This is a genomic window from Nostoc sp. 'Peltigera membranacea cyanobiont' 232, assembly GCF_002245985.1.
Taxonomy (GTDB): domain Bacteria; phylum Cyanobacteriota; class Cyanobacteriia; order Cyanobacteriales; family Nostocaceae; genus Nostoc.
This window is the reverse complement of record NZ_NOLK01000020.1, coordinates 22,952-45,659: the sequence shown is the minus strand read 5'-3', so window position 1 is coordinate 45,659 and position 22,708 is coordinate 22,952. Positions and strand designations below refer to the sequence as shown.

Genomic DNA, 22,708 nt, shown 5'->3' with positions numbered 1-22,708 from the left:
TATCTCTGCTTTCTTCTCAGTGTTCTCCGTGCCTCTGCGGGTTGAAAGTGATTTATTGAACCACAGAGGCGCAGAGAACACAGAGAAAAGAAGAATTATTGTCCAAAAATTTTACCCATCTTGAAAGGGCTAGCCCTAACTTAGTGCTTGCTACTAACTTGAGGCGATCGCTGAATCAAATCAACTGTACCACGCCGTAAGTCATCAACAGTTGGCATCTGGTTCAAGCGCATCAATTCTGAGATAGCTGCTGTTTCTCAATAGCGATGGCTGGTTGCAACTGCCAAGACTTGATTGTTTTTGATGTAGAAAGCAATCAAGTCTTGTTTTTGCAAATCCCCATCCACAACTATTTCATCCCAACTTTGGGCGTGTCCAACATAGCGCAACGAAAATTTTAATTGCATTGTCCAGAAAAAGGGAAGCCCTCTAAATTTGACTGCTTTCCCTGCCATGTTCTGGGCTACAATTCGCCCCTGCTGTGCTGCGACTCGCCAATGTTCAACGCGAATTGATTCGCTTGTGCGCCAATCGGGATAATGGGCAATATCGCCTGCGGCGTAGATGCCATCAGCTGCACACAAGTATTCATTCCCCTACATCCGCTTCCCTCACAAACTTGCAACCGAGCCACCATCTACCCGATAGTTAGAACCAACCACAAAGCTTGATTGCTCAGAGCAAAGGAATGCAATCACAGCCGCTACTTCTTCGGGTTTACCACGTCGTTTGAGTTCGATGTGAGGGCGCTGTTCATCAAGAAAACTATCAACTGCCTCATCAAAGCTGACACCCAGTTCTTTTGAGCGCTTTTCCATCATTGCGTCAGTCATTGAGGTGGCGATATAGGCAGGAGAAACTGCATTTACCAGTACGCCATCTTTTGCATAAGCTTTAGATAAGTTTTTAGCAAGATTCAGTACAGCCGCTTTGCAAGCACAGTAGGGTATCTCTTCTGGGTAGGGTTGTAGTGCATCTTCCGAACTGATGAGGATGACTCTTCCCCAACCAGCTTCACGCATCGCTCCGATAAAAGCGCGACAGGTGCGTACCGTCGCCATCAAGTCCACGTCAATTGTCTTATACCACTGCTCATCACTCAGTTCGAGGAAATCTCCCGTAGCACCTGTAATTCCTGCTGCATGAACCAGAATGTGAACTGTTCCGAAACGCTTAAGAATTTGCTCTTTGGCAGATTCAATTTCTTTAGGCTGAGTGAGGTCTGCTTGAACCGGAAATATTTCTCCAAACTTTTTCAGTTCCTCAGCCGCCTGCTGAAGACTTTCTGAAGTCTTATCGACAATAGTAACCTTTGCACCCTCAAGAGCTAGCAGTTTAGCTGTCGCTTTACCAATGCCGGAATCACCTCCAGTAACTACAGCGACTTTACCTTTAAGACCAAGATCCATAAGCTATTTCTCTATTTTTTAAATTATGAACAATTTATGCCAAGCCCATTAATTGAGAAACATTCAGATAATTTTTGCTTGCACGCTTTACTTTATGTCACAAATTTTGAGTTTTCAACTCATCAATGGTATATATCCCAAATGATAAATTCAGCCTTTGGACATAGGTAAACTTGGAAAACAATTGTTTTAACTGAGATTTTTAACTAAGAAATGGGAAAAACTTTGGCATAACCCATTGTGACAAAGGCATTCTCAATCTAAAATTTTAGATTCTACATGTAACTCAGTGCATATTTTGATATATAAAAAATAGGTAAAATCTTATAATTCATTATTTTTAAGCAAATAATTCAATCGATCGGTTATTTCTATAAGCGAAAAAGACTTTTAATAGAAACGATCGCTTGAGTAAATTAACATAATTTATTAATTCAAACATTGTTTTAATACTAATAAACTATATCTATAGTTTGAGGTATATTATAGGTTATTCAATAATAATTATGTTTATACAAAATACCTGAAACATTATACTTAATAGCTAACGACAAACATCTTTTAATAAAAAACATAAGTATACTTTTAGAGCAATTTTGTATTTACTTGAACCTGCTATCTATCGACAGTAACCAAGTTAAATAAGCTAGAGATTATTATGGCTAAAACCATTGAGATTTACGACGATCGCTTGCGTGCTATTGTATCTTTAGATGCTTCACTCCAAAAACTAGCCAACGGTGCAGTTCATAGTGAGGGGCCAGTTTACTTTCACGAAAACAACAGTGTTGTGTGGAGTGATGCTCACGGCAACCGCCTGTTACGTTGGAGTCCTAATGACGATGTGAGTGTCCTACGCGATCCATCTGATTATCAAAGCGGTAATTACCGTGACTTAGAGGGTCGCCTAGTTGCGTGTTCATCTGGTTTGCGTGCCATCATCCGCCGCGAACACAATGGTGAGTGGAAGGTTTTAGTCGATCGCTACCAAGGCAAACGGCTGAACAGTCCAAATGATTTAGTAGTGAAAAGTGACGGTACAATTTGGTTTACCGATCCGCCTTATGGCATCACCGAGCCAAATCAAGGTTACGGTGGCGAACAGGAACAACCCGGAAATTTTGTATACCGCTTTGATTCAGTAACAGGTGAGATTTATCCAGTAGTAACGGATATGGTGCGTCCTAATGGGCTGGCTTTCAGTCCAGACGAAAGCCTCCTGTATGTTTCAGATACAGCTGCGTTTAATATACCTGGGGGGCCTCATGACATCTGCGTGTATGAGGTCGTGGGCGTAGGCGTAGCCCGTCGTAGACATCGCTATTTGACGAATGGCCGTGTGTTTGCAGTCATCGATCCAGGACAACCTGATGGATTTCGGGTGGATAAGTACGGTAATGTTTTTACTAGTTCTGAAGATAGCGTGCAGATATACGCCCCCGATGGGACTCAGTTGGGAAAAATTCTTGTACCGGAGACACCCACTAATCTGACTTTCGGTGGTAAAGAAGGCGAACGCCTTTTTATCACAGCCGGTCATTCCTTATATGCTATCGACCTTAATACCCGTGGTGTACAGCAATGATTTATAAATTTGCGACTGGTGTAGCGATCGCTTTTTTTCTCGGTTCATTTAATTTCCCACAGCTAAGTCCACACTTGTTAAGTTCACTCTCTCCTGTGTATCCTGACGGATTTCCCGGATTGGCACTTTTACTGCTAAGAGTTAGCCTTGGCTGGTTGTTTATATTACATGGCTATCCCAAGATAACGCATCTTCAACAGTGGGCTGAGTCTCTAAAAACGCCTGTCGTTCTTTGCTTTTTATCAGCTGCATCGATGGTAGGTGGCGGAATTTTTCTAATTATTGGATTCCTGACACTTTTAGACACTTTGCCCATTCTCTGCTCAATGATTTTTGCGATATATTTAGACATTTCTGGAAGTAAACCTTTTGTAGCTCAAGATCCATACTTAATTCCAGAAGACCAGTATAAAGGCCCTTTAGGCAAAGGTGAACCACCAAGTTGGGAAAAAGCGTTTATGTACTGCGTCATGCTAATTGCGATCGCGGTTTTAGGCCCTGGTGCTTATTCCCTAGATACTCTCATTTTTGGACAGTAAAGTAGTGAGTGGCTAGGAAAGAGTATACGAATAGCTTGACTCAAGCTTTGAGATTCTGCATTACAAAATTTTACTACATCGGTAATTTTGCACGTATTTCGTCATACCCCCTACATTAGTATAATAAATGTCAATAATCTATGATATTTGATTCATTAACTTAGGAAATCAGCAGTGCTACCAAATAAGCGGACTCCCACAAACCCAACTCAACGCTGGAAAATTTTACAACTTTTTGGACTGGTAAAACACAATCCTATGCTAGTTTCACAGTGGTTTTTATGCTGGGTAGTGGTGGGGACTGTTTGTGGTCTATTTGCAAGTTTGTACTGGAATATTTTGGAACTGATGACTCACCAACTAGAAAAGGTAGAGGGCGTGAGTCTGCTAATTGTTATGCCAATAGCTGGATTAATTGTTGGTTTAGTAATTCATTTTTTAGGCAATCCTGGGGAAATTGCTGTCATTGTCGATAATATCCATTTTCGTGGTGGACGTTTGGATATACGAAAAAATCCGGCAATGATTCTTGCTTCTTTGGTGAGTATCGCTGCTGGGGGTAGTGCAGGGCCAGAAGCGCCATTAGTACAGATTACAGGTTCTTTTGGTACATGGGTAGGCGATCGCCTCCGTCTCCAGGAGGAAGACCTGAGAACCATGAGTTTAGCAGCAATGGCGGCTGGCTTTACCGCTTTATTTGGCGCACCATTAGGTGGGGCAATGTTTGCGCTAGAAATTCTTCACCATCAGCATATCATCGAATACTACGAAGCTTTAATGCCAGCTATTGTTTCTAGTTGCGCTAGTTATTTAGTATTTGCCTTCATCACCCATTTGGGAATTGCCCCCACATGGCATTTTCCCGAATATAATTTACAGAACATTGATGATTTTGCTTGGGCTATCCTATTCGGAATCATTGGCGCTGTTGCAGGCTGGATTTTTATGGCTATTTTTCAAGGCTGTGACAGACTGTTGGCGATACTTCCCATTCCTATTTATGTACGCACCACATTAGCAGGATTGGGCTTAGGTACTTTAGCAGCCTTCTTACCCCTAACCCGCTATTTCGGACATGAAGAATTAGAGTCAGTCTTAACTACTAATTTTTCAGTTGTTTTTCTCTTAATTTTAGCCTTGGGTAAGATGGCATCTATCAGTATGACAGTCACAGGTGGGTGGCGTGGTGGTTTCATTATTCCCTTATTTTTTACTGGTGCTTGTATTGGTAAAGCCATTGCAATTTTAATTCCGCAGGTGAATCCTGCACTAGCTATGATCTGTACAATGGCAGCTATTAATGCAGCAGTAACGCGTACACCTATAAGTACAACTTTGTTGTTATCAAAACTGACTAATTTTAGCCCTTTTACTCCAATCCTTTTTGCTAGTTTGATTGGGTTTTTTCTCGCACCAAAAGTTCCCTTAATAGCTTCTCAACTTAAATCACAGCAGTCTCTTGAGGAAATATAAATGTCGCAAATATTATTTTAATTGGTATTAGTTTTGAAACCGCTTAAGTAAGTCGGCAGAAAAAATGATAACTATCTAACGAAAAGTTAAATAGGACTGTACTCGTTAAATTGGAAAGGTTTGTACTACAAAAACCTTTTATCGAGATTGCTGAAAATATACCTAATATTCTCTCACGATTAGTAATCAATTAGCAAAATTGTATGTCCGTCAGGGTCTTTAACTAAACAACCTTGCTTGTAAGGCAATGAGCTATTTGTAAACTGTACAATCCCTGGTGATATAAACTGAACTCCATTCTGCCGCAGTATCTCTACCACCTGCTCAATGTCATTGACAACAAGCTCAATTTGCATGTGTGCAATATCGCAACTTTTCCAGTCACTCGGTATAGGACGACCTTTTCCAGGCACGAGATAGTCTAGCAATTCAATCCCTAAGCCGCCTTGAGCGGGTCGCAGTGATGTAATTCGGACTGTGGCTCCTGGCAAATTATCTAAGCTCGTTTGGGTTGCACGCCAGTTAAGATTGCGGCTATCGACTTGCATTCCTAGGAGGTCGCGGTAAAAGTATATATTCTCCTCGGTGTTAGAAACTGCGTAGGCGTAGCCCGTCGTAGACATCGCACTATGGTCGATTCCCAAAAACAAGCGATTCGTGTCCTGATGCCACTTGTCTTGTCCCTTATCGGTAGGAAACCAAATTAACTCTAAATCATGACCATCAGGGTCTTTAAACTTAAAGGCGCGGACACCACCAGATGTTTCATTATCGGATAGGATTGTCTGCGGAGCAACTGAAATGGGTTCAATCGGAAATGAACACACTTGTGCATAAGCGCGATCCATATCACTCACCACAATTGCGAAATGTTGAAACCAAATGTCATTACTTTGAGAATCTTTGGGGATGGGTTTTCCCTTAATATTGAAATACTCCATCAACTCGATGAGTTCATCACCTAGTTGCAAGGTGACGATGCGAATTTTTGCCTCAGTTATTCCTTGCAAGTCGCTGTAATCTTGTCCTTCAACTGTGATATCAGAAACTAATTTAAACCCCAGTGCTTGCGTGTAGAAATCAACAGAGCGGTCGCAGCTTGTCACCGTTAATCCAATAGCTCGAATTTTTTGTACCTGTACAGAGGTTTTACTAGGCATATTCATCAACCAATGCTCCTTTTACCAATCTCTACTCCCCTTTATCTTCATCTCCCAACATTTTCAGTAATTTTCTCGCAGCGAGAAGACCCACGACTCCTGCACCGACTATTTCCACCGCTTGCACCACTTTTTTCCCGACATCATGAGGATCGAGGTGGTGGTGAAAAATCTCTTCATCCACCCATTCAGTTGTGGCTTTGAAGTCATGAATTGCTGTTGGTAAGAGCGTTAAATAAGTGCCTTGACGGATTAAATGCGCGGTTTCGCCTGAAACTTCAAAAACATTGAAAAGGTTAGCAGCAGCATGATTTATCCCTAATTTCAAAAGGGTTCCTCGGATGTTAACCTTAACAGGTTTGAGTTCTTTCCCAAGAGCGATCGCTTTCAAATTATGGGCAATATTAGCTCCTTGCTGATAAGCTACTTGAGCCGTAGGTGGTAGCGAATTATCCTGAACTGCTGCACAATCACCACCGACAAACACTTCTGGAAAGTCAAGCAGTTGCAAGGTGGGAGTCACTAAGGGGCGATCGTGACGATCCCGATGTTCTTTAGGAATTGGCAAGTCTTTAATTAGTGGATGGGTAGAAGTGCCAGCAGTCCAAACTGTAGTATGTGTTGCTAATGTCTCTATTTTATCCTTATGCTTATATTGAATTGAGTTAGCAAGAATAGCAGTCGCTTCAGCTTCCACAATTATCTCTATTGGCACAGCACGTTTCTTCAATTCCCGTTCTGCAATTTCACGCAATGGGTTATTAATATCAGCATCGAGGATTTCTTTACCATGATTGAGCAGTACTACGCGAATTTCACTTGAATTACCTCCCAAGGCGCTATACCAATGTGGGAGAAAATCAGCTAAAGTGGCTGCCATTTCCACACCACTAGCACCACCACCAACTACGACTACTGTTAATAGTTGACGGCGTTGTTCTGAATCTTCAGCTTTAATTGCTTTTTGTAAACAGTCACGTAAATGTCTCTCAAGAGCGATCGCATCTGCTTGCGTCCAGAAAGGAAAGGCATTAACATTCGCACCCTCAACCTGATGATAGCCAGTAACACTCCCCAAAGCTAATACTAAGTTGCTGTAGTTATAGGAGTTTCCTGAAGTTAATTTGACTTCCCGTTGATGCAAGTCTATCGATTCTACTGTATCTTGCACAAAGATGACACCACTACCTTTAAGTAGTTCCGAAAAACGCGGGACTACCTGAAAATGATCCATCTCGCCATCGAAATATTCATATAGTAGCGGCTTAAAGCAAAAACGCTCGTCTTTATCAATCAAGATAACAGAACGAGGATAATGTTCGTGAGCTAGGTGTAAGGCTGTAAATAGACCGGCAAAACCACCGCCGACAATCACAGTTTGATAAACTGGGCTGTTCATAAAATCCCTCGTAAATCTTGTGAAATTAGAATATTTAATTAATCAAAGCTTTGCTAGATGAATAAAAACAAAGCTATCACAATAGCGCTGAGGAACACAGCCAATGCAATAGCGTATTCAACTCTGCGACTAAAAAATCCGACAGCAGCAATCAGAGCGATCGCTAGCCCAATAATGCCAACATATTGCTCTTTTTGTAACCCGCGTGCAATTAGTGGGTCATTACCTGGTGCTGGAGTTTCTTGAATTGTTTTTGGGGCGCGTTCTGAGGCTGGGATCTCTTGTAAGAATAAATTCATCAAATTACTCCTTAAAACAATGGGATTTCTGATTTTTTTTATGTCCGCCAAAGATAGATAAGCGAGAAAAGAAAGACCCAAACTACATCAACAAAATGCCAAAACAGAGTAGTCGCACTTGTACCGAAGTGAGTCTGATTATAGTTGCCTGGAATGAATGAGCGAATCAGCATAATTATCTGAAGCACAACACCAGCCAGAACGTGTAGACCGTGGAAGCCTGTTAGTAAGTAAAATGTCGAACCAACTAACCCTGTAGTAATCTTAAAATCGAGACTTTTCCACTCAATTAACAGACCAACTAAGAAGTAACTTCCCATTGCAATCGTTATCAGCCATAGCCAGCGAAATTTACTAAGTTGATTACGCTTGAGGGCATTTTCTGCTGGTTGAATGACAAAGCTACTAGAAAGTAATACTACCGTATTAATAACCACAAGTGTAGACAATTCCGGCCCAGAAATACCCGGTGGTAGCCAGTTATTAGTAGTCAGTCGTAGAGCAACATAAGTAAAGATAAAACTCAAAAAGATAATGCTTTCTGACAGCAGGAAAATGGTAAATCCGAACATTCCTTTACCATGATGATCTTCATGAGTACCGCCACCACTTGGTAGGAAGCGCTGTAACCAATTTGGCAAGCGTCGCCGCCACAAATCAAAACGGATAGGACTTTCATCTATATGACGACGTTGCATAATTCTAGGGACTGGGGATTGGGGATTGGGGACTGGGAATTGGGAATTGGGCATTGGGTATTCTCCTTGTCCCCTTGTCCCTAGTCCCTAGTACACCACGGCGTAAATAAAGCTACCATTTCAAATCAACGAAAGGCTTACGCTGTATTCATTTTGAATTTTGAATTTTGAATTTTGAATTCCGCCTTGCGGTACTAGTGTCTTCACTCACTGTTATCGGAATTTACGATTACTGAGTACTTTGGATTGCCGTAGTCATAGGGAGGTCTTGTCACAGTTGGAATCTCCTCAAAGTTATCTCGCGGAGGTGGTGAAGAGGTTGTCCATTCCAATCCAGTAGCGTGCCAAGGATTGTCAACTGCCCTCGGCCCGTAAAGCCAAGAGCCTACTATGTTAGCAATAAAAGGCAGCGTGGATGCTCCGAGCAAGAATGACCCCAGGCTAGCAATGATGTTCCATCCTTGATACTGTGGGTCGTAGGAAGAAACTCGGCGGAGCATCCCTTGTAAACCTAATGGGTGCATAGAAAAGAAGGTGATATTGGCAGGAATAAAGGTCAGCCAGAAATGCAACTTGCCCCAACCCTCAGCATACATTCTTCCAGTTATCTTGGGAAACCAGTAGTAAATTGCCGCGAAGATTGCCATTGTGATCGTGTTAAAAACGATGTAGTGGAAGTGTCCCACAACAAAGTAGGTGTTATTAACGTGGATATCAAATGGCGTGGCAGCAAGCATTACACCAGTAACACCACCAAAAATAAACATTGCTGCACCTCCCATTGCAAACAGCATTGGTGTCTCTAGATGTAGCTTGCTTCTCCAAATGGTGGCAGTCCAAGCGAAGGCTTTAATTCCAGTGGGTATGGCAACTAACATTGAGGTAGCCATGAAGGTCATCCGCATCCAACCAGGGGTAGCACTAGTGAACATGTGATGTACCCAAACGAAGATGCTGATGAAAGCAATACCTAGTGTGGCGATCGCAACTGACCGATAACCAAATAGGGGATTGCGAGAAAATGCAGGCAGTATCTCAGCAAAAATACCGAAGGCTGGTAGTGCCATGATATAAACTGCTGGGTGCGAGTAGAACCAGAATAGATGCTGATAGATGATGGGATCGCCATTCCCATCCGGTTTAAAAAATTGTGTACCGAAGGATAGGTCAAGTAACAGTAGTATTAATGCAGCTGTCAAGGCAGGCAAATTAATCAGTTGCAATAACTGGGCACTGAAAACCGACCAAACAAACACAGGCATCCGAAAAAATGTCATCCCTGGGGCCCGCATCCAAAAGATGGTGGTAACAAAGTTGACAGCCCCCATGATAGAAGAGATACCGATCAGCACTAGGCTGACTATCCATAAGAATTCACCGTTAATGAACTGATCGCCTGGAATTTGCAGACTAATTGGTGGATAAGACCACCAGCCAGATTGTGCAGTCCCGTTTGGGAGGAAAAAGCTAGATAGTAGTAGAAGACCTGCTGGTGGCAGAATCCAAAAGGATATGGCGTTAAGCAAGGGAAAAGCCATGTCCCGCGCTCCAATCATTAGCGGCACTAAGTAGTTAGAAAGACCTGCATTGAAGGGAATAATCCACAGGAAAATCATGATTGTCCCGTGCATGGTGAACAAACCGTTATAAAGCGGGCGATCGACCAAATTTGATTCCGGGGTGAGCAACTCAGCCCGAATCAGCATTGCCAATAGCCCGCCAATCAGGAAGAAAATGAAGGTCATCACCATGTACTGAATTCCAATCACCTTATGATCGGTGTTGAAGCTGAAATATTGCCGCCAAGTATTACCCTGCTGGTTCTGCGATTCTCGATCCCCGGTAATCTCTTGACTAAAATCATGTGTCATTATTTAGCTTCCTTTTATTGGCAACTTCAGGTTGAGCAGGTGTGACGGTGTACCAGCCGCTATTAAACAATGTTTTTGGTGGTTGGATATTTTCGGCAACTGCCTGATTTACTGGAGTTTGTTCGCTAGTAGCAGTTTGCGTGAGCCACTGATTATATCGATCGAGGGATTCAACGTATACATCCGTTTCCATTAAGGCAAAATAAGTACCGCTAAATTGAGAATCTTTCAGCCGATATTTGCCTGCACGAATGGGTGTTAGCACAATATCAATCTTGCGCCCTGGAATAATATCCTGCTTTAAACGAAACTCAGGGACATAGAAACCGTGGATTACGTCTTGGGCTTGCAGATTTAAGCGAGTAGCGCGATCGATCGGCAGATGCAATTGATTGCTAGTAACATTATTTGGGTAACGAAAAGACCAATCCCACTGCTTAACGAAAACATCAATAGTTTCAGATGCAGGTTTTGGAACATCGCTGATGTTTGCGGCATAAGCGGGTGCAGATTCTAGAGGTGTATGCAAATGCACGATTTGTTTGAGACCTAAAATATCTAATTGCTGATAAATATTGAAGCTTTGGAAAGCAATCCACACTACTAATAAAGTTGGGGTTGCTGTCCACAATATTTCTAGCCTTGCATCACCTCTAGAGGGGTGTCCTTCGGTGTAGTCTTCTGGGGGGGCGCGATGGAAGGCGATCGCATACACGATAACGCCAATTAGCCCAAGGAAGATAAATGCTCCAATTGAGACTAAAAAGCTAAACAAATCATCTACCCGTTGTGCTTCTACTGTAGCTTGGGGAGGCATCCAAGAAAACGCCTGTTGCCCAATCCATCGACTGACAACGAGCAGTACTGCTACATAAAAGGCTATCAATACATATTCAAAAACACTAAACATAAAATTCGATAAATTCTCGTTTAATTATTTGCTGTAAACATTTTTAGAAATAGTATTAGCAGCAGTAACATGAACCCCAAATTCCTCTCCCAATTGCGCCCCCAAAGTTCCGTGAACGAATAATATACCTAGTATTGCAATCCCTGCTAACAAGTAACTCCACTGCACCTGTCTGGAAGCATCCTTACGCCAGCGATAGCGTTGCAAACCTCTCCATACAGTCATGGCGACAACGATCGCCAATAGCAAAATGCCACCCAAACCATGTAAAAGCATCGTCCAACCAGCACTCAACCCCCAAGCACTTTTTTGATCGACTGGCGGATTTGCCAACAGTAGTTCAAAAAAACCAGCCGCAACCGTGAAAAATGTGATAACTGCTGCTGCTATGAGATTGTACCAGCCGACATCAAAAAAGCTAGAACGGATGGCAGTCAATCCCAAAAATTTGAAAATTGGTTTTTCTAAAGAAAACAACACTCCTGCTATATCAAAAATGATGGCAATGATGAATAAACCCAGTGTTAGATGCACTAACTGCGGATGTACAGGAATCTCGTAGGGTAATCCGTTAGCACCCAACCGCAATCTCAACTGCTCAATCAGTTGCGAGTTCATGGTGAAACTCCTTGTTTCATGGCTTGAACTACAGGCTCGACGTGCAACCCATACACCCAAAACAGTTTGCTCCCCAAATACACTTGCAAGAATACTAGGCAGACTAACAATGTTGTAACACCCAGGTAAGCAGGCGGTACTTTTCGGGGGTTGCTGTTGCGAATCACAAAACGCCAAGCTGCGATCGCTGCAACAATGGCGGCCAGCGACCAACCCAAGACGGTATGATAATTCAGTGTTGACTGGGCTGCTTTCTGGACTTGTGCTAGTCCTGCTTCAAATTGACCAAAGATCACCGCTAAGAAAATTGCGATCGCAGCAACAAACATATTCCAGAAACTAACCTCAAACAAACGCACGTTGCGGGTGAAATATCCCACCACATCACACACGAAAGAAAAAAGCACCATTGCGATTACGAAATGGACAACGATCGGGTGTAGAGGGTCAGGGTATGGTAAATTTTGGTTATTCAGAGACAGAGCAGGCATCGCTTTTTCCTTCATAAATCTAAGTATGTAGATGCTATCCGCCTAATGCATCATTCACATATTGTCAACAATACTACTGCTCAAGCCGCTGCTAAAGTCAGTAAAAAAGATTTAAAAATTGTGATGCACTGAAATCTTTAAAGTAAATTACTAAATCAGGACTTTCTCTTGTTTACTATTTTTTAGTAATTATTTTATCAAACCTTAAAAATCATTAAAATCACTATAATTTTCGTTTATTTTATATCCCAACTAATATTAAGTCAAAGTTTCTCTGAATATACCATAAATCTTTGTTTAGATGGACATAACCTTTAAATTTATGATTCAACCAATCTTACAAATAAAGACATACTGTTGTCACAGAAATGACAACTATTTAAAGTATTGTTCAGGAAAACAATGTACGGTTTATCTTTCTCTGGATAGATTAGTAAAATGCTAGAGTTATCTTAATATAATAAAAAGTTTTGTTTATTTAATCGATATTTTACCGATTTGGTAATCTAAATCAGCTAAGGCAATACTATGCCAAGAAAGCAAAAATATCATATCATGCAAGTATTCAGCTACTTACAAAGAATACACTTTTTAAAAGTATCGAAAGCATTATGAGCTATTCCCCTTACCTGCTTAAAGGTCAAAAAGCACTTGTGACAGGTGGTAGTTCTGGCATTGGTGAAGCTATCGCTCGCCATTTAGCTACATCAGGTGCAGCAGTAGCCATCAACTACCATTCTGAAGCCGAAGAAGCCCAAAAAATTGTTGATGATATTAAAGCTAATAATGGAGAAGCATTTGCTATTCAAGCCGATGTCAGCAAAGAAGACCAAGTAAAAGCAATGTTTAGCAAAACGCTCCAAGAATTTGGCACTATCGACATTTTAGTAAGTAATGCAGGTATTCAAAAAGACTCACCTTTTATCGATATGACCATTGAGCAATGGAATGCAGTTATTGGGATAAATCTGACGGGACAATTCTTGTGCGCGCGAGAAGCCGCAAAGGAATTCTTGCGTCGAGGTGTGAAGCCTGATATTTCATGTGCGGCAGGTAAGATTATTTGCATGAGTTCCGTGCATGAGGTCATTCCTTGGGCAGGTCACGTTAATTATGCTACTAGTAAGGGTGGTATTAATATGATGATGAAAAGTATTGCCCAAGAACTTGCCCCTCACAAAATTCGCGTTAATAGTATTGCTCCTGGTGCGATTAAAACCCCAATTAACAAATCAGCTTGGGATACTCCAGAAGCAGAAGCAAAGTTACTAAAACTGATTCCAGCAAAACGTGTAGGAAATGTTGAAGATATCGCCAAAGCAGCAGTTTGGCTAGCTTCTGATGAATCTGATTATGTTAACGGTACAACACTATTTGTAGATGGTGGCATGACCTTGTATCCAGGATTTACGGAAAATGGTTAAAGACAAGACTAGAGGCTAGTAACTATAGCAAGCCGATTTGAGTGATTTTTTTCAAAAACCAAAGATGAGTCCTAGAGTCAAGCTATCTTATACCTTCTGATAGTTTACTTTTAACTATCCGAGGCGACATTGTAGGGGGGATGCACCTAAGTTTCTGGATAGCTGGTTATTCACGCTCATGGCAACTGATTCATCTAAAAAAACAATCTTTGCGGCGATGGGGTCTAATTTAGCGATCGCTATTACTAAATTTATTGCCGCCTCCATTACTGGCAGTTCCGCTATGATCTCAGAGGGGATTCATTCAGTTGTAGATACTGGCGACCAACTCGTACTTTTGCTAGGACTTCACAGAAGCCAAAAACCAGCAGATGATAGCCATCCCTTTGGATACGGTCAAGAACTTTATTTCTGGACTTTTATCGTTGCTATCCTCATCTTTGCCATTGGTGGCGGGATGTCAATTTATGAAGGAATTACTCATTTAATTAACCCTAGCCCTTTAGAAGATCCAATATGGAATTATATTGTATTGAGTGTAGCAATAATATTGGAGGGTTTTTCTTGGACTGTGGCTTTAAAAGAGTTTTTGCCGACTAAGGGTAAGCAAAATTTTTGGCAAGCAATCAAAAACAGTAAAGACCCAACAGTATTTACAATATTACTTGAGGATACTGCTGCAATTTTAGGTTTATTCGTTGCCTTGATAGGAATCTTTTTAGGGCATTTATTTAAGAATCTTTATTTTGATGGAATAGCCTCGATTATTATTGGCATAATCTTGGCTATAGTCGCAGCGCTACTAGCTAGAGAAAGTAAAGGATTATTAGTTGGTGAAAGTGCTAATCCTCAAACTATAGCTAATATTCGTTCTTTGTCAAAAACAGAACCAGGGGTACAAGAAGTGATTCGTGTGCTAACAATGCAGCTTGCTCCCCACGAAGTATTACTCAACCTGGAAATCCAGTTTTCTAAAAATCTTACCGGGGAGGATATAGCATTAACTGTGGAGAGTTTAGAAACAAAAATTCGCCAAAAATATCCTGAAATAAAACAAATTTTTATTGAAGCCAAGTCTTTAGCTGCCACTCGCAAATACTCTCAACCTTTGCAATAAATTTTAATTACATAAATATCAAATACAGCGTTTCCAAATAGCAATCAAAGCCGATCGGCACAATAAATTATGGTAAAGATTATTGGTCAAGGACAGGCTTTTGGTTCACCGGGTATCGAGCCTCGATGGACTCATGCGAACAAAGATGGAGTCGGAACAGCTTACTCTACCTCTAGTCATGTTTGGTTTACTATCTGGAACGGTATTGTTACTGAAGTCTATCATCCTACAGTAGATCGACCCCAAATTCGGGATTTACAGTACCTCATTTCTGATGGTAAAAGCTTTTTCCATGAAGAGAAACGCCATCTCAAATCAAAAGTAGAACATTTGTGGACTTACGGTTTGGGATACCGCATTACTAATTCCGATCCCGATGGGCGCTATACAATCGTCAAAGAAGTTATTGCTGACCCGCATTTCTCCTGTATTTTACAGCACACAAAATTAACAGGAGAGCGCGATTTTCTCTCCCAACTCCACCTATATGCTTTATGTGCGCCGCATCTGGAAGTTGGAGGTAGAGGTAACAATGGTTACGTCATAGAAGTTGCTGGTCATCAAATTCTAACGGCCGAGAAAGAAGGATCGTGGGTGGTGCTGGGTGCAACAGTTCCCTTTAGCCATCTTTCCTGTGGCTACGTCGGTGAAAGTGATGGTTGGACAGATTTGGTTGACAATTTCCAGATGGATTGGGAATTTGGTCAAGCTGTGGATGGCAATATTAGTCTGACAGGAGAACTAAATCTGGATGGTGGTGATGAGTTTACTTTAGGACTGGCATTTGGTAGCAATCTGCATAATGCGATTTCTACGCTATTTCAGTCGCTTAATATTCCTTTTGAACAGCAGAAGCAACAATACAACGAACAGTGGAAACGATCGCGCCGCAATATCCGACCCCTAGAAGATGTTTCTGATGACGAAGGTAAGTTGTATCACAGCAGCATTAGTTTGCTTTTAGCACATGAAGACAAAGCCTATCCAGGTGCTTTAATCGCCTCCCTTGCCATCCCTTGGGGTGAAGCCAAAGATGACGAAGACCAAGGGGGATATCATCTTGTCTGGACGCGGGATATGGTCAGTAGTGTAACAGGTTTGATAGCTGCTGGCGAAACTGAAACAGCAGTGCGATCGCTGATTTATCTGGCCACGAGTCAGCAGCAAGATGGCGGTTTTCCCCAAAATTTCTGGGTTGATGGTAAACCTTACTGGACAGGCATCCAGCTTGATGAGGTAGCATTTCCCATTCTGTTGGCATGGTTATTGCACCAGCAGAATACTTGCTTAAACTTTGATATTTACCCCATGATTTTACGGGCAGCAGGTTATTTAATTCGTCACGGCCCAGCTACCCAACAAGAACGTTGGGAAGAAAATAGCGGTTATTCACCATCAACACTAGCATCCAATATTGCCGCCTTAATTTGTGCCGCTCAATTTATTCGCGAACGTGGTGATGAAACAACGGCAGAATTCATAGAAGAATATGCTGATTTTTTAGAATCTCATATCGAAGCTTGGACAGTTACTACTGAAGGAACTTTAGTTTCTGGCATCAAACGCCACTATATTCGGATTACCCCTACAGATATTAATAGTCCTCAACCCAACGAAAATCCTAACCAAGGAACTATTTTTATCAGCAGTCAATCTCCTGGTGAACTAGCAGAATTTCCCGCGAAGGAAATTGTCGATGGCGGGTTTCTACAATTAGTACGCTATGGAATTCGCAAGCCTGATGACCCGATTATTGTTGATTCTGTCAAAGTAATTGATGCAGTTTTAAAAGTAGATACACTTGCTGGGCCTTGTTGGCATCGTTATAATCACGACGGCTATGGACAGCAAGAAGATGGCAGTCCTTACACTGGTTATGGTAAAGGACGCGCTTGGCCTCTGTTGACAGGAGAACGAGGACATTATGAATTAGCTGCTGGCGGCGATGTCAAAACATATATCAAGGCAATGGAAGGATTTGCTTCAAACACTTGTTTGCTAGCAGAACAAGTTTGGGATGAAGCAAATCAACCTGAAAGCCACATGTATTTAGGAAAACCAACAGGTTCCGCAATGCCTTTAATGTGGGCGCACGCAGAGTATATCAAGCTGCTACGGTCAAATCATGACGATCGGGTGTTTGATTTGATTCCAGATGTGGCGAATCGCTACCTAGGCGAAAGACAAAAGTGTAAATCATTGGAAATTTGGAAGTTTAACCGTCAAATTGACAAAGTTAAAAAAGGTTATACATTACGAATTCACGCTTTAGCATCTTTCCAGTTGCATTGGTCACAGGATAATTGGCAAACAGTAAAAGATACGCCTTGTACTGCCACAAAATTAGGAGTGAGTTTTGTAGATATCTCTGTTTCTGATAGCCAAGAACAGCCAATCAGCTTTACCTTTTTCTGGATTGAAAGTAGCAAATGGGAACAGTGCAATTATACGGTTGTAGTTGAGTAGGAGCCAATAATTTTATGCAGAATAACCAATCAAACAAACCGACAATTGACTACTGGCACGTCTGGACTGACCACGACGGTATAAGTCACCAATCCCGTTGCCAAATTGAGGAATTTATAGAGAAAGGCATAGCCCCTGATACCTCGCCACAATGGCTTTCTAAATTGAAGCAGTCTGGTGCCACAATTACCTTTACTGTGCTACCCGTCGGATGGGTTGGCAACTGGCATGAGAACCCAAAGCCTCAATGGATCATACCTCTATCGGGAAGCTGGTTTGTGGAGACTATGGACGGACAGCGAGTAGAAATGGGCCCTGGCGAGATTTCATTTGGAGAAGACCAGGGTACGAAAGCGGACGCGCAAGGTAATAAGGGTCACTTATCTGGAACAGTAGGCGATGCGCCAGCTGTTCTGATAATGGTGCAACTTGAAGAAACTCCGACTTTCGAGCAATCTTGTCGATTTAAGTAACTATCCTTATGCGCCAAGAGTTTCACAAATTAGGTGCGTTTGTCCTGACTTCTAAGCCGTTAAGGGTTCTTTGGCGGTATGTTATCTGTTTTTCCTCCCCCTAAATTTGCTCCTAACCCGAAGTGTCCTGTCTCAAAACACTTAGACTTGAGCAGCGACCACCAATCATTCATTTGTCAACCCTTCTAATACGTAGTCATAGGGAAGCCAACCATAGCCCCCTTCACCCCAATCGGTTCCCCAAGAGTTTCTGATTAGCAATTTTAGCGCTTGAAAACTTTGACCAAAAGAATAACAAAAAGGGGTTGGTTCCTCATCAAACTTTTCTTCCGTATAGGGCCAGTACTCTTCTAGTGGTACGCCAAAAATGTAGAGATATAGCACTGATATGTCTCTACAAGGGTTCTGGAGAACGCATATTTAATTTATGGAGATGTCTAATAGCAACTCCTCTGTTTGTAGCTGTACAAAAGTACTCTTGACCAACTCAGCAATCTCTATTCGATTCCCACCGGGATCGCGGAGGAAAAACCGCACGCATCCTGGAATTGGTCTTTGATCGGGAATAATTTCTACCCCATGTCCTTTTAGATGTTCCTCAAAGGTATTCAAGTTATCAACTTGGAAACAATAATGTCGCCTAGATGCTTGGTTATTGGCCTTTTTTTCTGTACTAATGTGTAGTTCAATGTCTCCCAACTTGTACCACGCTCCTGAATCGTTTTGGACTATCTCAGGTCTAGGAATTTCAGTCAATCCCAAAACTTTGCTGTAGAAAGACAGCATTGCATCCTCCACCTCAAGAGGATACGTTACCTGAATATGATGAACTGCTTTAAGTGTCATAAATTTTTCTCCTAGTTTGAGTTAAATTTGGCAACGCTACAATCACTTTTTGCAGTAATAGCGGCGTATTTCTAAAATTTTTCTGTTCCAACTTATCAAAAACCTATGGGACAAGCTTTCCCATACTGATGCGTTCTTCAACGAGATAGCCAAGTTTTCTATAAAACTCAACTACTTCTGCATTGGAAACACGAACTTGGAGATTGATTTTGAGGCATCCCATTGCGATTAACGATCTCTCTGCATGTTGTACTAATTACTACTAATATATTAATGCTTGTACTGAGAACTGACTGCAACTGTGTACAGCCAACCGCGATGTCCGTCATATCCTGCCATTATCGTGCCTACAATTACAGAGTTAATCTCAGTAACAAAAAATAACTCAGGCTGTACAGCAAGCTTCTGATTACCAATTTAGGGCTACTGTGTGACGGGTTATTAGGAAATAACTCATCCCACAGAGTACTGACTGATTCAGCATCAGATTCTTGGTATGGTCTGATATTCATCTACATCTGTAAATCAAAGGACTTGCCTTTGCCCATTGTTTGTGAAATACTACTCTTTAAATTACGGTAAATCAATAGATTTTAAGTAGTATTCTATAAAACTTACCATAAAAAATTTCGTCCTGAAAGCAATTACAGGCTAATCTCTAAAATGACAAACACAGAAATTCGCACCGCTCAAGTTAAAGTCCCTAACGGAGATTTGCAAATTGATGCTTATTTAGCTGAACCAGCAAAACAGGGAACCTTTCCAGGCGTAATCGTAATCCAGGAAATTTTTGGGGTTAAGCTGTTGCGTATTTAATTTGTATATGCGATGCGGGCAAGATGCCCGCACTACAATAATTTTACGTTTTCGTACTATACAATTTAGCTGCACATCAGCTTAACATTCACATTCGGGAAGTTGCGGAGAAATTTGCCAAAGATGGGTATGTGGCGATCGCACCGACTTTATTTCAACGCACCGCCCCCGGTTTTGAGGGTGGATATACCCCTGAAGATATCCAGCTAGGGAGAGGGTATAAAGAACAGACAACAGCAGCAGAAATATTGAGTGATATTAAAGCTGCGATCGCTCATGCAGGGTGATGAAGTAACCTATAGTGGTCGTCATCTGAAAGTTAAAGGTGCAAAACTCCAATTTCCTCCCGTACAAAAGCCTTACCCTACCTTATATTTTGGTGGTTCTTCAGATGCTGCTCTCCAAGTTGCTGCCAAACATATCGATGTCTATTTAAGTTGGGGTGAACCACCAGATCGAGTTGCCCAAAAGATTGCAAAGGTACGCCGATTAGCCGGAGAACAAGGTAGAACAGTCCGCTTTGGGATTCGGATGCACGTTATAGTCCGGGAAACTACGCAAAAAGCTTGGGATGCAGCTAACGAACTGATTCAGTATGTGGATGATGAAGCGATCGCTGTTGCCCATCAGAGGTTTGCTCAGTCTGAATCAGAAGGACAACGCCGTATGGCACAATTAGACAATGGCGATCGCCAAAACTTAGAAATTAGCCCCAACTTATGGGCAGGTGTTGGCTTGGTACGTGGAGGTGCTGGTACTGCTTTAGTTGGTGATGCAGACATGATTGCAGCCCGAATGTTGGAATATGCAGATTTAGGAATTGATACTTTTGTTTTTTCAGGTTATCCCCATCTTGAAGAAGCCTATCGAGTTGCAGAATTACTGTTTCCCCGCTTACCATTACAAACTCCTGGATTGGCATTAGCGCAGGAAGTTACAAGTACATAGTGTATTTTATGATTGCACGCATACTAGCATAGACTTTTACAAGAATCAAGCAGTAAATAAAGCCATGTTTCTAAGACAAGTTTTCTATCTATGGTTGGTATCAGAAAGTCTTATTACAGATAAATTTAGGAAAATTTTCTACAACTGTTAAGTAGCTAACGCCAAGTAGTAATAGTCCACTTATTAATGCTTCATTCTACAGAGACTATTTTTGAACTTCTAGCAAAGAAAGAGGCAGATTTACTAATAGCGGTGGTTCTTGTTGCAGAGATAGTTGCCACCAGCCGACATCGTGCCACTCACAAAATTTATACCCAATTCTGCAAAATACACTTACAGGCAAAAAACCGACAGCCTTATGCACAGCAATACTTCCTGGATTAAGTAAAGCGATCGCAGCAAAAACGTTGTAAAATCCTTAGAGTTGTAGCAATCCAAAAAGAGAAGCGTACAGGCATAACTTTCATTAGCTAGTCTAATTGCAGCCTTCACAACAGATCCGTTTTAGGCTAAAATCAATCATCCAAATTCAACATACTCAATAATGCTTCCATCAGGATGCATCGCTCGCATATTGACTCCAGTGGGAACTTTGTTAGGTTCGGCTAGAATCACTGCACCCTGCTGAATAAGTGCTTCTTTAAAATCATTGAGTGAGTCAACGAGAAATGTTGCATGTGTACTCTTGAATGAAGAGAGTGCTTCCGGCGAACCAGCAATTAAAAGAATAGAACCCACACCCGCGAGTTCCAACTCAGCTTCGGAATATTGAAACCACAACCAACATTTTTCCGTAAAGAGATTTTCATAGAAAGCGATCGCCTCATCCAAGTCTACCGGACTAAGATAGACTCTAGTTAATACTTTAAGAATTTGCATTGCAAACTGTCTATTAGGCAGCTAGTGTATTTTATTTTGCTTATTCGGCAATCATAGTTAACTAAGATTGATCGATAAATAGCCTATATTCAACTTAAAAAAGGTCTTCAACTCTCTGTTCATCTAGTTCTTGATAACATTGTTTGCTGTCAATCAAAATACATTTCATTTCTACTCCTTTAGCCCCACATCAGTCATCTGTATAGCTATAACCAATATATATACATAAATTTTGCATCAGTACCTAGCTTAAGGAGTATGTCATAGAGAATAGCAGGAAGAGGCTTTCTGATGCCATGTTGAATCAGATGCCTCTACAAGGAAAGATAGGTGTGATACTCCCATAAAATTTAGGTCATACTGAATTAGTGAAGCATAAGATGTAGTTTAAATAATTGCGGTAGCGAGTTCGCGTACTTCTGCAAATAAGCAAGCTAGGCGCAGCGTCTCGTTGAGAGCATCATTATGAATTACAAATTACGAATTGTTTCAACTTTTTTCCCTGTGCATAAATAAAATAGTTATCTGTCAACTTTACCTCAACCTGAAAGCCGGCTTTTTGTAGCTTATCCTTAAGTTCATCAGGCTGATAAAAAATTTTGACAATCTGAAATTCTTGACCATCATTTAATTTCCGGGTTTTATATATGTTTCCGTCATCTTCCAGGGTATGATTGTTAGCTGTGGATGTTGGTTCAAAGCAAGAGTCAATGATAAATACTTGTCCTCCAACGCGAACAGATTGATAGACTTTTGTCAAAAATGAATCGAGCAAATTTGGCGGTACATGAGATAGCCAAAAGGCGAAGAACACCAAATCATAAGCTGCGTCAGGTTGCCAAGTAAATAAATCAATTAGGTGATATTCAACACTCAGTGAATTTAACTTCGAGCGATTAATTGCAATCACTTCTTCAGAGGCATCGATCGCAGTAATCTTTTTACCGATCCTTAAAAGCTCCTGCGTCCAGATACCTGTTCCAGATGCTAACTCTAAAATATCATCCACCATGCCAATTTGGTGTAATGTATTTTTGATCGCAGCTATTTCATTAAACCAGCGCTGGTTGATTTCTGGACTGCGATCGTAGCGTCCTTTTCTATAGAACCACTCATCATATTCATTGGCTCTAGCACGATAGTACTCAATCTGTTGTTGAATAATCCGATCTGTCATCGCGTCCTTTCCGATCCGATTGAGTTTAGATTTGACGTTGCTATGACTTTTTGGGAAAACTTTTTCTTCAGCGAATAAACTTGCATTTCAGCTTTAATTATGTGATATTT

Annotated in this window: 22 protein-coding genes and 3 pseudogenes; 9 read left to right on the top strand and 16 right to left on the bottom strand. The window is 41.4% G+C overall.

Going from position 1 to position 22,708, the window contains the following annotated elements; genetic code table 11:
• Positions 1-257: 257 nt before the first annotated feature.
• Together CDG79_RS09420 and CDG79_RS09415 are read right to left on the bottom strand one after the other, a co-directional pair.
• Complete coding sequence (locus CDG79_RS09420) at positions 258-584, bottom strand: oxidoreductase C-terminal domain-containing protein (protein WP_223278073.1); 327 nt, start codon at positions 582-584, stop codon at positions 258-260.
• Between the two features lie 27 nt (positions 585-611).
• Positions 612-1,409, bottom strand: a complete 798-nt coding sequence (locus CDG79_RS09415; RefSeq protein WP_094341897.1) for an SDR family NAD(P)-dependent oxidoreductase — start codon at positions 1,407-1,409, stop codon at positions 612-614.
• A gap of 658 nt (positions 1,410-2,067) precedes the next feature.
• Between CDG79_RS09415 and CDG79_RS09410 the strand changes: the two genes are divergently transcribed.
• From CDG79_RS09410 to CDG79_RS09400, 3 genes are all read left to right on the top strand, one after another.
• Positions 2,068-2,994, top strand: a complete 927-nt coding sequence (locus CDG79_RS09410) for an SMP-30/gluconolactonase/LRE family protein (protein WP_094341896.1) — start codon at positions 2,068-2,070, stop codon at positions 2,992-2,994.
• Positions 2,991-3,533, top strand: coding sequence for a DoxX family protein (locus CDG79_RS09405; protein WP_094341895.1), 543 nt, complete (start codon positions 2,991-2,993; stop codon positions 3,531-3,533). Before CDG79_RS09410 ends, CDG79_RS09405 begins: the two co-directional genes overlap by 4 nt.
• Positions 3,534-3,707: 174 nt before the next feature.
• A complete protein-coding gene (locus tag CDG79_RS09400; protein ID WP_189524937.1) occupies positions 3,708-5,006 on the top strand; it encodes a chloride channel protein in 1,299 nt (432 codons plus the stop codon).
• A gap of 179 nt (positions 5,007-5,185) precedes the next feature.
• Here the strand turns inward: CDG79_RS09400 and CDG79_RS09395 are convergent, their stop codons facing one another.
• The 8 genes from CDG79_RS09395 to CDG79_RS09360 all read right to left on the bottom strand — a co-directional run bounded on the left by CDG79_RS09395 (position 5,186) and on the right by CDG79_RS09360 (position 12,452).
• Positions 5,186-6,172 carry a VOC family protein gene (locus tag CDG79_RS09395; protein ID WP_223278072.1) on the bottom strand — a complete coding sequence of 329 codons (987 nt, stop codon included), beginning with the start codon at positions 6,170-6,172 and terminating at the stop codon, positions 5,186-5,188.
• A gap of 25 nt (positions 6,173-6,197) precedes the next feature.
• The gene (locus CDG79_RS09390; RefSeq protein ID WP_094341894.1) at positions 6,198-7,565 is read right to left on the bottom strand and encodes an NAD(P)/FAD-dependent oxidoreductase; all 1,368 of its coding nucleotides are present in this window, start codon (positions 7,563-7,565) and stop codon (positions 6,198-6,200) included.
• Between the two features lie 53 nt (positions 7,566-7,618).
• Positions 7,619-7,864, bottom strand: a complete 246-nt coding sequence (locus CDG79_RS09385; RefSeq protein WP_094332327.1) for a hypothetical protein — start codon at positions 7,862-7,864, stop codon at positions 7,619-7,621.
• Positions 7,865-7,902: 38 nt separating this feature from the next.
• On the bottom strand, positions 7,903-8,562 hold the full coding sequence (locus tag CDG79_RS09380) for a cytochrome c oxidase subunit 3 (RefSeq protein WP_094341927.1): 660 nt from the start codon (positions 8,560-8,562) through the stop codon (positions 7,903-7,905).
• A 203-nt stretch (positions 8,563-8,765) separates the two neighbouring features.
• Positions 8,766-10,433 (bottom strand): cytochrome c oxidase subunit I, encoded by a 1,668-nt coding sequence (gene ctaD, locus CDG79_RS09375; protein WP_094341893.1) that lies wholly within the window; start codon positions 10,431-10,433, stop codon positions 8,766-8,768.
• A complete protein-coding gene (locus CDG79_RS09370) occupies positions 10,423-11,343 on the bottom strand; it encodes a cytochrome c oxidase subunit II (RefSeq protein WP_094341892.1) in 921 nt (306 codons plus the stop codon). The genes ctaD and CDG79_RS09370 overlap by 11 nt, the downstream gene beginning before the upstream one ends.
• Before the next feature lie 24 nt (positions 11,344-11,367).
• Positions 11,368-11,961, bottom strand: coding sequence for a DUF2231 domain-containing protein (locus CDG79_RS09365; protein ID WP_094341891.1), 594 nt, complete (start codon positions 11,959-11,961; stop codon positions 11,368-11,370).
• Positions 11,958-12,452: a DUF2231 domain-containing protein gene (locus tag CDG79_RS09360; RefSeq protein WP_094341926.1), complete on the bottom strand. Its 495-nt coding sequence runs from the start codon at positions 12,450-12,452 to the stop codon at positions 11,958-11,960. The genes CDG79_RS09365 and CDG79_RS09360 overlap by 4 nt, the downstream gene beginning before the upstream one ends.
• Before the next feature lie 611 nt (positions 12,453-13,063).
• On the opposite strand from CDG79_RS09360, the gene CDG79_RS09355 reads away from it, so the two are divergent.
• The 4 genes from CDG79_RS09355 to CDG79_RS09340 all read left to right on the top strand — a co-directional run bounded on the left by CDG79_RS09355 (position 13,064) and on the right by CDG79_RS09340 (position 17,932).
• The gene (locus tag CDG79_RS09355) at positions 13,064-13,876 is read left to right on the top strand and encodes an SDR family oxidoreductase (protein ID WP_094341890.1); all 813 of its coding nucleotides are present in this window, start codon (positions 13,064-13,066) and stop codon (positions 13,874-13,876) included.
• Between the two features lie 178 nt (positions 13,877-14,054).
• Positions 14,055-14,993: a cation diffusion facilitator family transporter gene (locus tag CDG79_RS09350; protein ID WP_094341889.1), complete on the top strand. Its 939-nt coding sequence runs from the start codon at positions 14,055-14,057 to the stop codon at positions 14,991-14,993.
• A gap of 69 nt (positions 14,994-15,062) precedes the next feature.
• Positions 15,063-17,459, top strand: a complete 2,397-nt coding sequence (locus tag CDG79_RS09345) for a glycoside hydrolase family 15 protein (RefSeq protein ID WP_094341888.1) — start codon at positions 15,063-15,065, stop codon at positions 17,457-17,459.
• Positions 17,460-17,473: 14 nt separating this feature from the next.
• Positions 17,474-17,932 carry a cupin gene (locus tag CDG79_RS09340; protein ID WP_094341887.1) on the top strand — a complete coding sequence of 153 codons (459 nt, stop codon included), beginning with the start codon at positions 17,474-17,476 and terminating at the stop codon, positions 17,930-17,932.
• A 165-nt stretch (positions 17,933-18,097) separates the two neighbouring features.
• Here CDG79_RS09340 and CDG79_RS42205 read toward each other — a convergent pair whose 3' ends face one another.
• The 3 genes and pseudogenes from CDG79_RS42205 to CDG79_RS45430 form a co-directional block, all read right to left on the bottom strand.
• Positions 18,098-18,316 carry a hypothetical protein gene (locus CDG79_RS42205; protein ID WP_189524936.1) on the bottom strand — a complete coding sequence of 73 codons (219 nt, stop codon included), beginning with the start codon at positions 18,314-18,316 and terminating at the stop codon, positions 18,098-18,100.
• Between the two features lie 36 nt (positions 18,317-18,352).
• Positions 18,353-18,778 carry a VOC family protein gene (locus tag CDG79_RS09335; protein ID WP_094341886.1) on the bottom strand — a complete coding sequence of 142 codons (426 nt, stop codon included), beginning with the start codon at positions 18,776-18,778 and terminating at the stop codon, positions 18,353-18,355.
• 103 nt (positions 18,779-18,881) lie between these two features.
• A pseudogene (locus CDG79_RS45430) lies at positions 18,882-19,022 on the bottom strand (GNAT family acetyltransferase); the annotation flags it as partial.
• Positions 19,023-19,441: 419 nt separating this feature from the next.
• On the opposite strand from CDG79_RS45430, the pseudogene CDG79_RS09325 reads away from it, so the two are divergent.
• Together CDG79_RS09325 and CDG79_RS09320 are read left to right on the top strand one after the other, a co-directional pair.
• Positions 19,442-19,872, top strand: a pseudogene (locus CDG79_RS09325) (dienelactone hydrolase family protein); the annotation flags it as partial.
• A 43-nt stretch (positions 19,873-19,915) separates the two neighbouring features.
• Positions 19,916-20,542 (top strand): annotated as a pseudogene (locus tag CDG79_RS09320) (LLM class flavin-dependent oxidoreductase); the annotation flags it as partial.
• A gap of 205 nt (positions 20,543-20,747) precedes the next feature.
• On the opposite strand, the gene CDG79_RS42200 reads toward CDG79_RS09320, so the two are convergent.
• From CDG79_RS42200 to CDG79_RS09305, 3 genes are all read right to left on the bottom strand, one after another.
• Positions 20,748-20,906 (bottom strand): hypothetical protein, encoded by a 159-nt coding sequence (locus CDG79_RS42200; protein ID WP_189524935.1) that lies wholly within the window; start codon positions 20,904-20,906, stop codon positions 20,748-20,750.
• 155 nt (positions 20,907-21,061) lie between these two features.
• Complete coding sequence (locus tag CDG79_RS09310) at positions 21,062-21,421, bottom strand: VOC family protein (RefSeq protein WP_094341883.1); 360 nt, start codon at positions 21,419-21,421, stop codon at positions 21,062-21,064.
• A 463-nt stretch (positions 21,422-21,884) separates the two neighbouring features.
• On the bottom strand, positions 21,885-22,598 hold the full coding sequence (locus CDG79_RS09305) for a class I SAM-dependent DNA methyltransferase (protein ID WP_094341882.1): 714 nt from the start codon (positions 22,596-22,598) through the stop codon (positions 21,885-21,887).
• Between the last annotated feature and the right edge of the window lie 110 nt (positions 22,599-22,708).

What these genes read in the sequence shown, in the direction of transcription:
- CDG79_RS09380 (WP_094341927.1), bottom strand. Translation starts at nt 8,562, where the DNA reads ATGCAACGTCGTCATATAGATGAAAGTCCTATCCGTTTTGATTTGTGG.
- CDG79_RS09365 (WP_094341891.1), bottom strand. Translation starts at nt 11,961, where the DNA reads ATGAACTCGCAACTGATTGAGCAGTTGAGATTGCGGTTGGGTGCTAAC.
- CDG79_RS09340 (WP_094341887.1), top strand. Translation starts at nt 17,474, where the DNA reads ATGCAGAATAACCAATCAAACAAACCGACAATTGACTACTGGCACGTC.
- CDG79_RS09310 (WP_094341883.1), bottom strand. Translation starts at nt 21,421, where the DNA reads ATGCAAATTCTTAAAGTATTAACTAGAGTCTATCTTAGTCCGGTAGAC.
- CDG79_RS09305 (WP_094341882.1), bottom strand. Translation starts at nt 22,598, where the DNA reads ATGACAGATCGGATTATTCAACAACAGATTGAGTACTATCGTGCTAGA.
- CDG79_RS09410 (WP_094341896.1), top strand. Translation starts at nt 2,068, where the DNA reads ATGGCTAAAACCATTGAGATTTACGACGATCGCTTGCGTGCTATTGTA.
- CDG79_RS09360 (WP_094341926.1), bottom strand. Translation starts at nt 12,452, where the DNA reads ATGCCTGCTCTGTCTCTGAATAACCAAAATTTACCATACCCTGACCCT.
- CDG79_RS09390 (WP_094341894.1), bottom strand. Translation starts at nt 7,565, where the DNA reads ATGAACAGCCCAGTTTATCAAACTGTGATTGTCGGCGGTGGTTTTGCC.
- ctaD (WP_094341893.1), bottom strand. Translation starts at nt 10,433, where the DNA reads ATGACACATGATTTTAGTCAAGAGATTACCGGGGATCGAGAATCGCAG.
- CDG79_RS09370 (WP_094341892.1), bottom strand. Translation starts at nt 11,343, where the DNA reads ATGTTTAGTGTTTTTGAATATGTATTGATAGCCTTTTATGTAGCAGTA.
- CDG79_RS09335 (WP_094341886.1), bottom strand. Translation starts at nt 18,778, where the DNA reads ATGACACTTAAAGCAGTTCATCATATTCAGGTAACGTATCCTCTTGAG.
- CDG79_RS09350 (WP_094341889.1), top strand. Translation starts at nt 14,055, where the DNA reads ATGGCAACTGATTCATCTAAAAAAACAATCTTTGCGGCGATGGGGTCT.
- CDG79_RS09395 (WP_223278072.1), bottom strand. Translation starts at nt 6,172, where the DNA reads ATGAATATGCCTAGTAAAACCTCTGTACAGGTACAAAAAATTCGAGCT.
- CDG79_RS09385 (WP_094332327.1), bottom strand. Translation starts at nt 7,864, where the DNA reads ATGAATTTATTCTTACAAGAGATCCCAGCCTCAGAACGCGCCCCAAAA.
- CDG79_RS09355 (WP_094341890.1), top strand. Translation starts at nt 13,064, where the DNA reads ATGAGCTATTCCCCTTACCTGCTTAAAGGTCAAAAAGCACTTGTGACA.
- CDG79_RS09415 (WP_094341897.1), bottom strand. Translation starts at nt 1,409, where the DNA reads ATGGATCTTGGTCTTAAAGGTAAAGTCGCTGTAGTTACTGGAGGTGAT.
- CDG79_RS09405 (WP_094341895.1), top strand. Translation starts at nt 2,991, where the DNA reads ATGATTTATAAATTTGCGACTGGTGTAGCGATCGCTTTTTTTCTCGGT.
- CDG79_RS09345 (WP_094341888.1), top strand. Translation starts at nt 15,063, where the DNA reads ATGGTAAAGATTATTGGTCAAGGACAGGCTTTTGGTTCACCGGGTATC.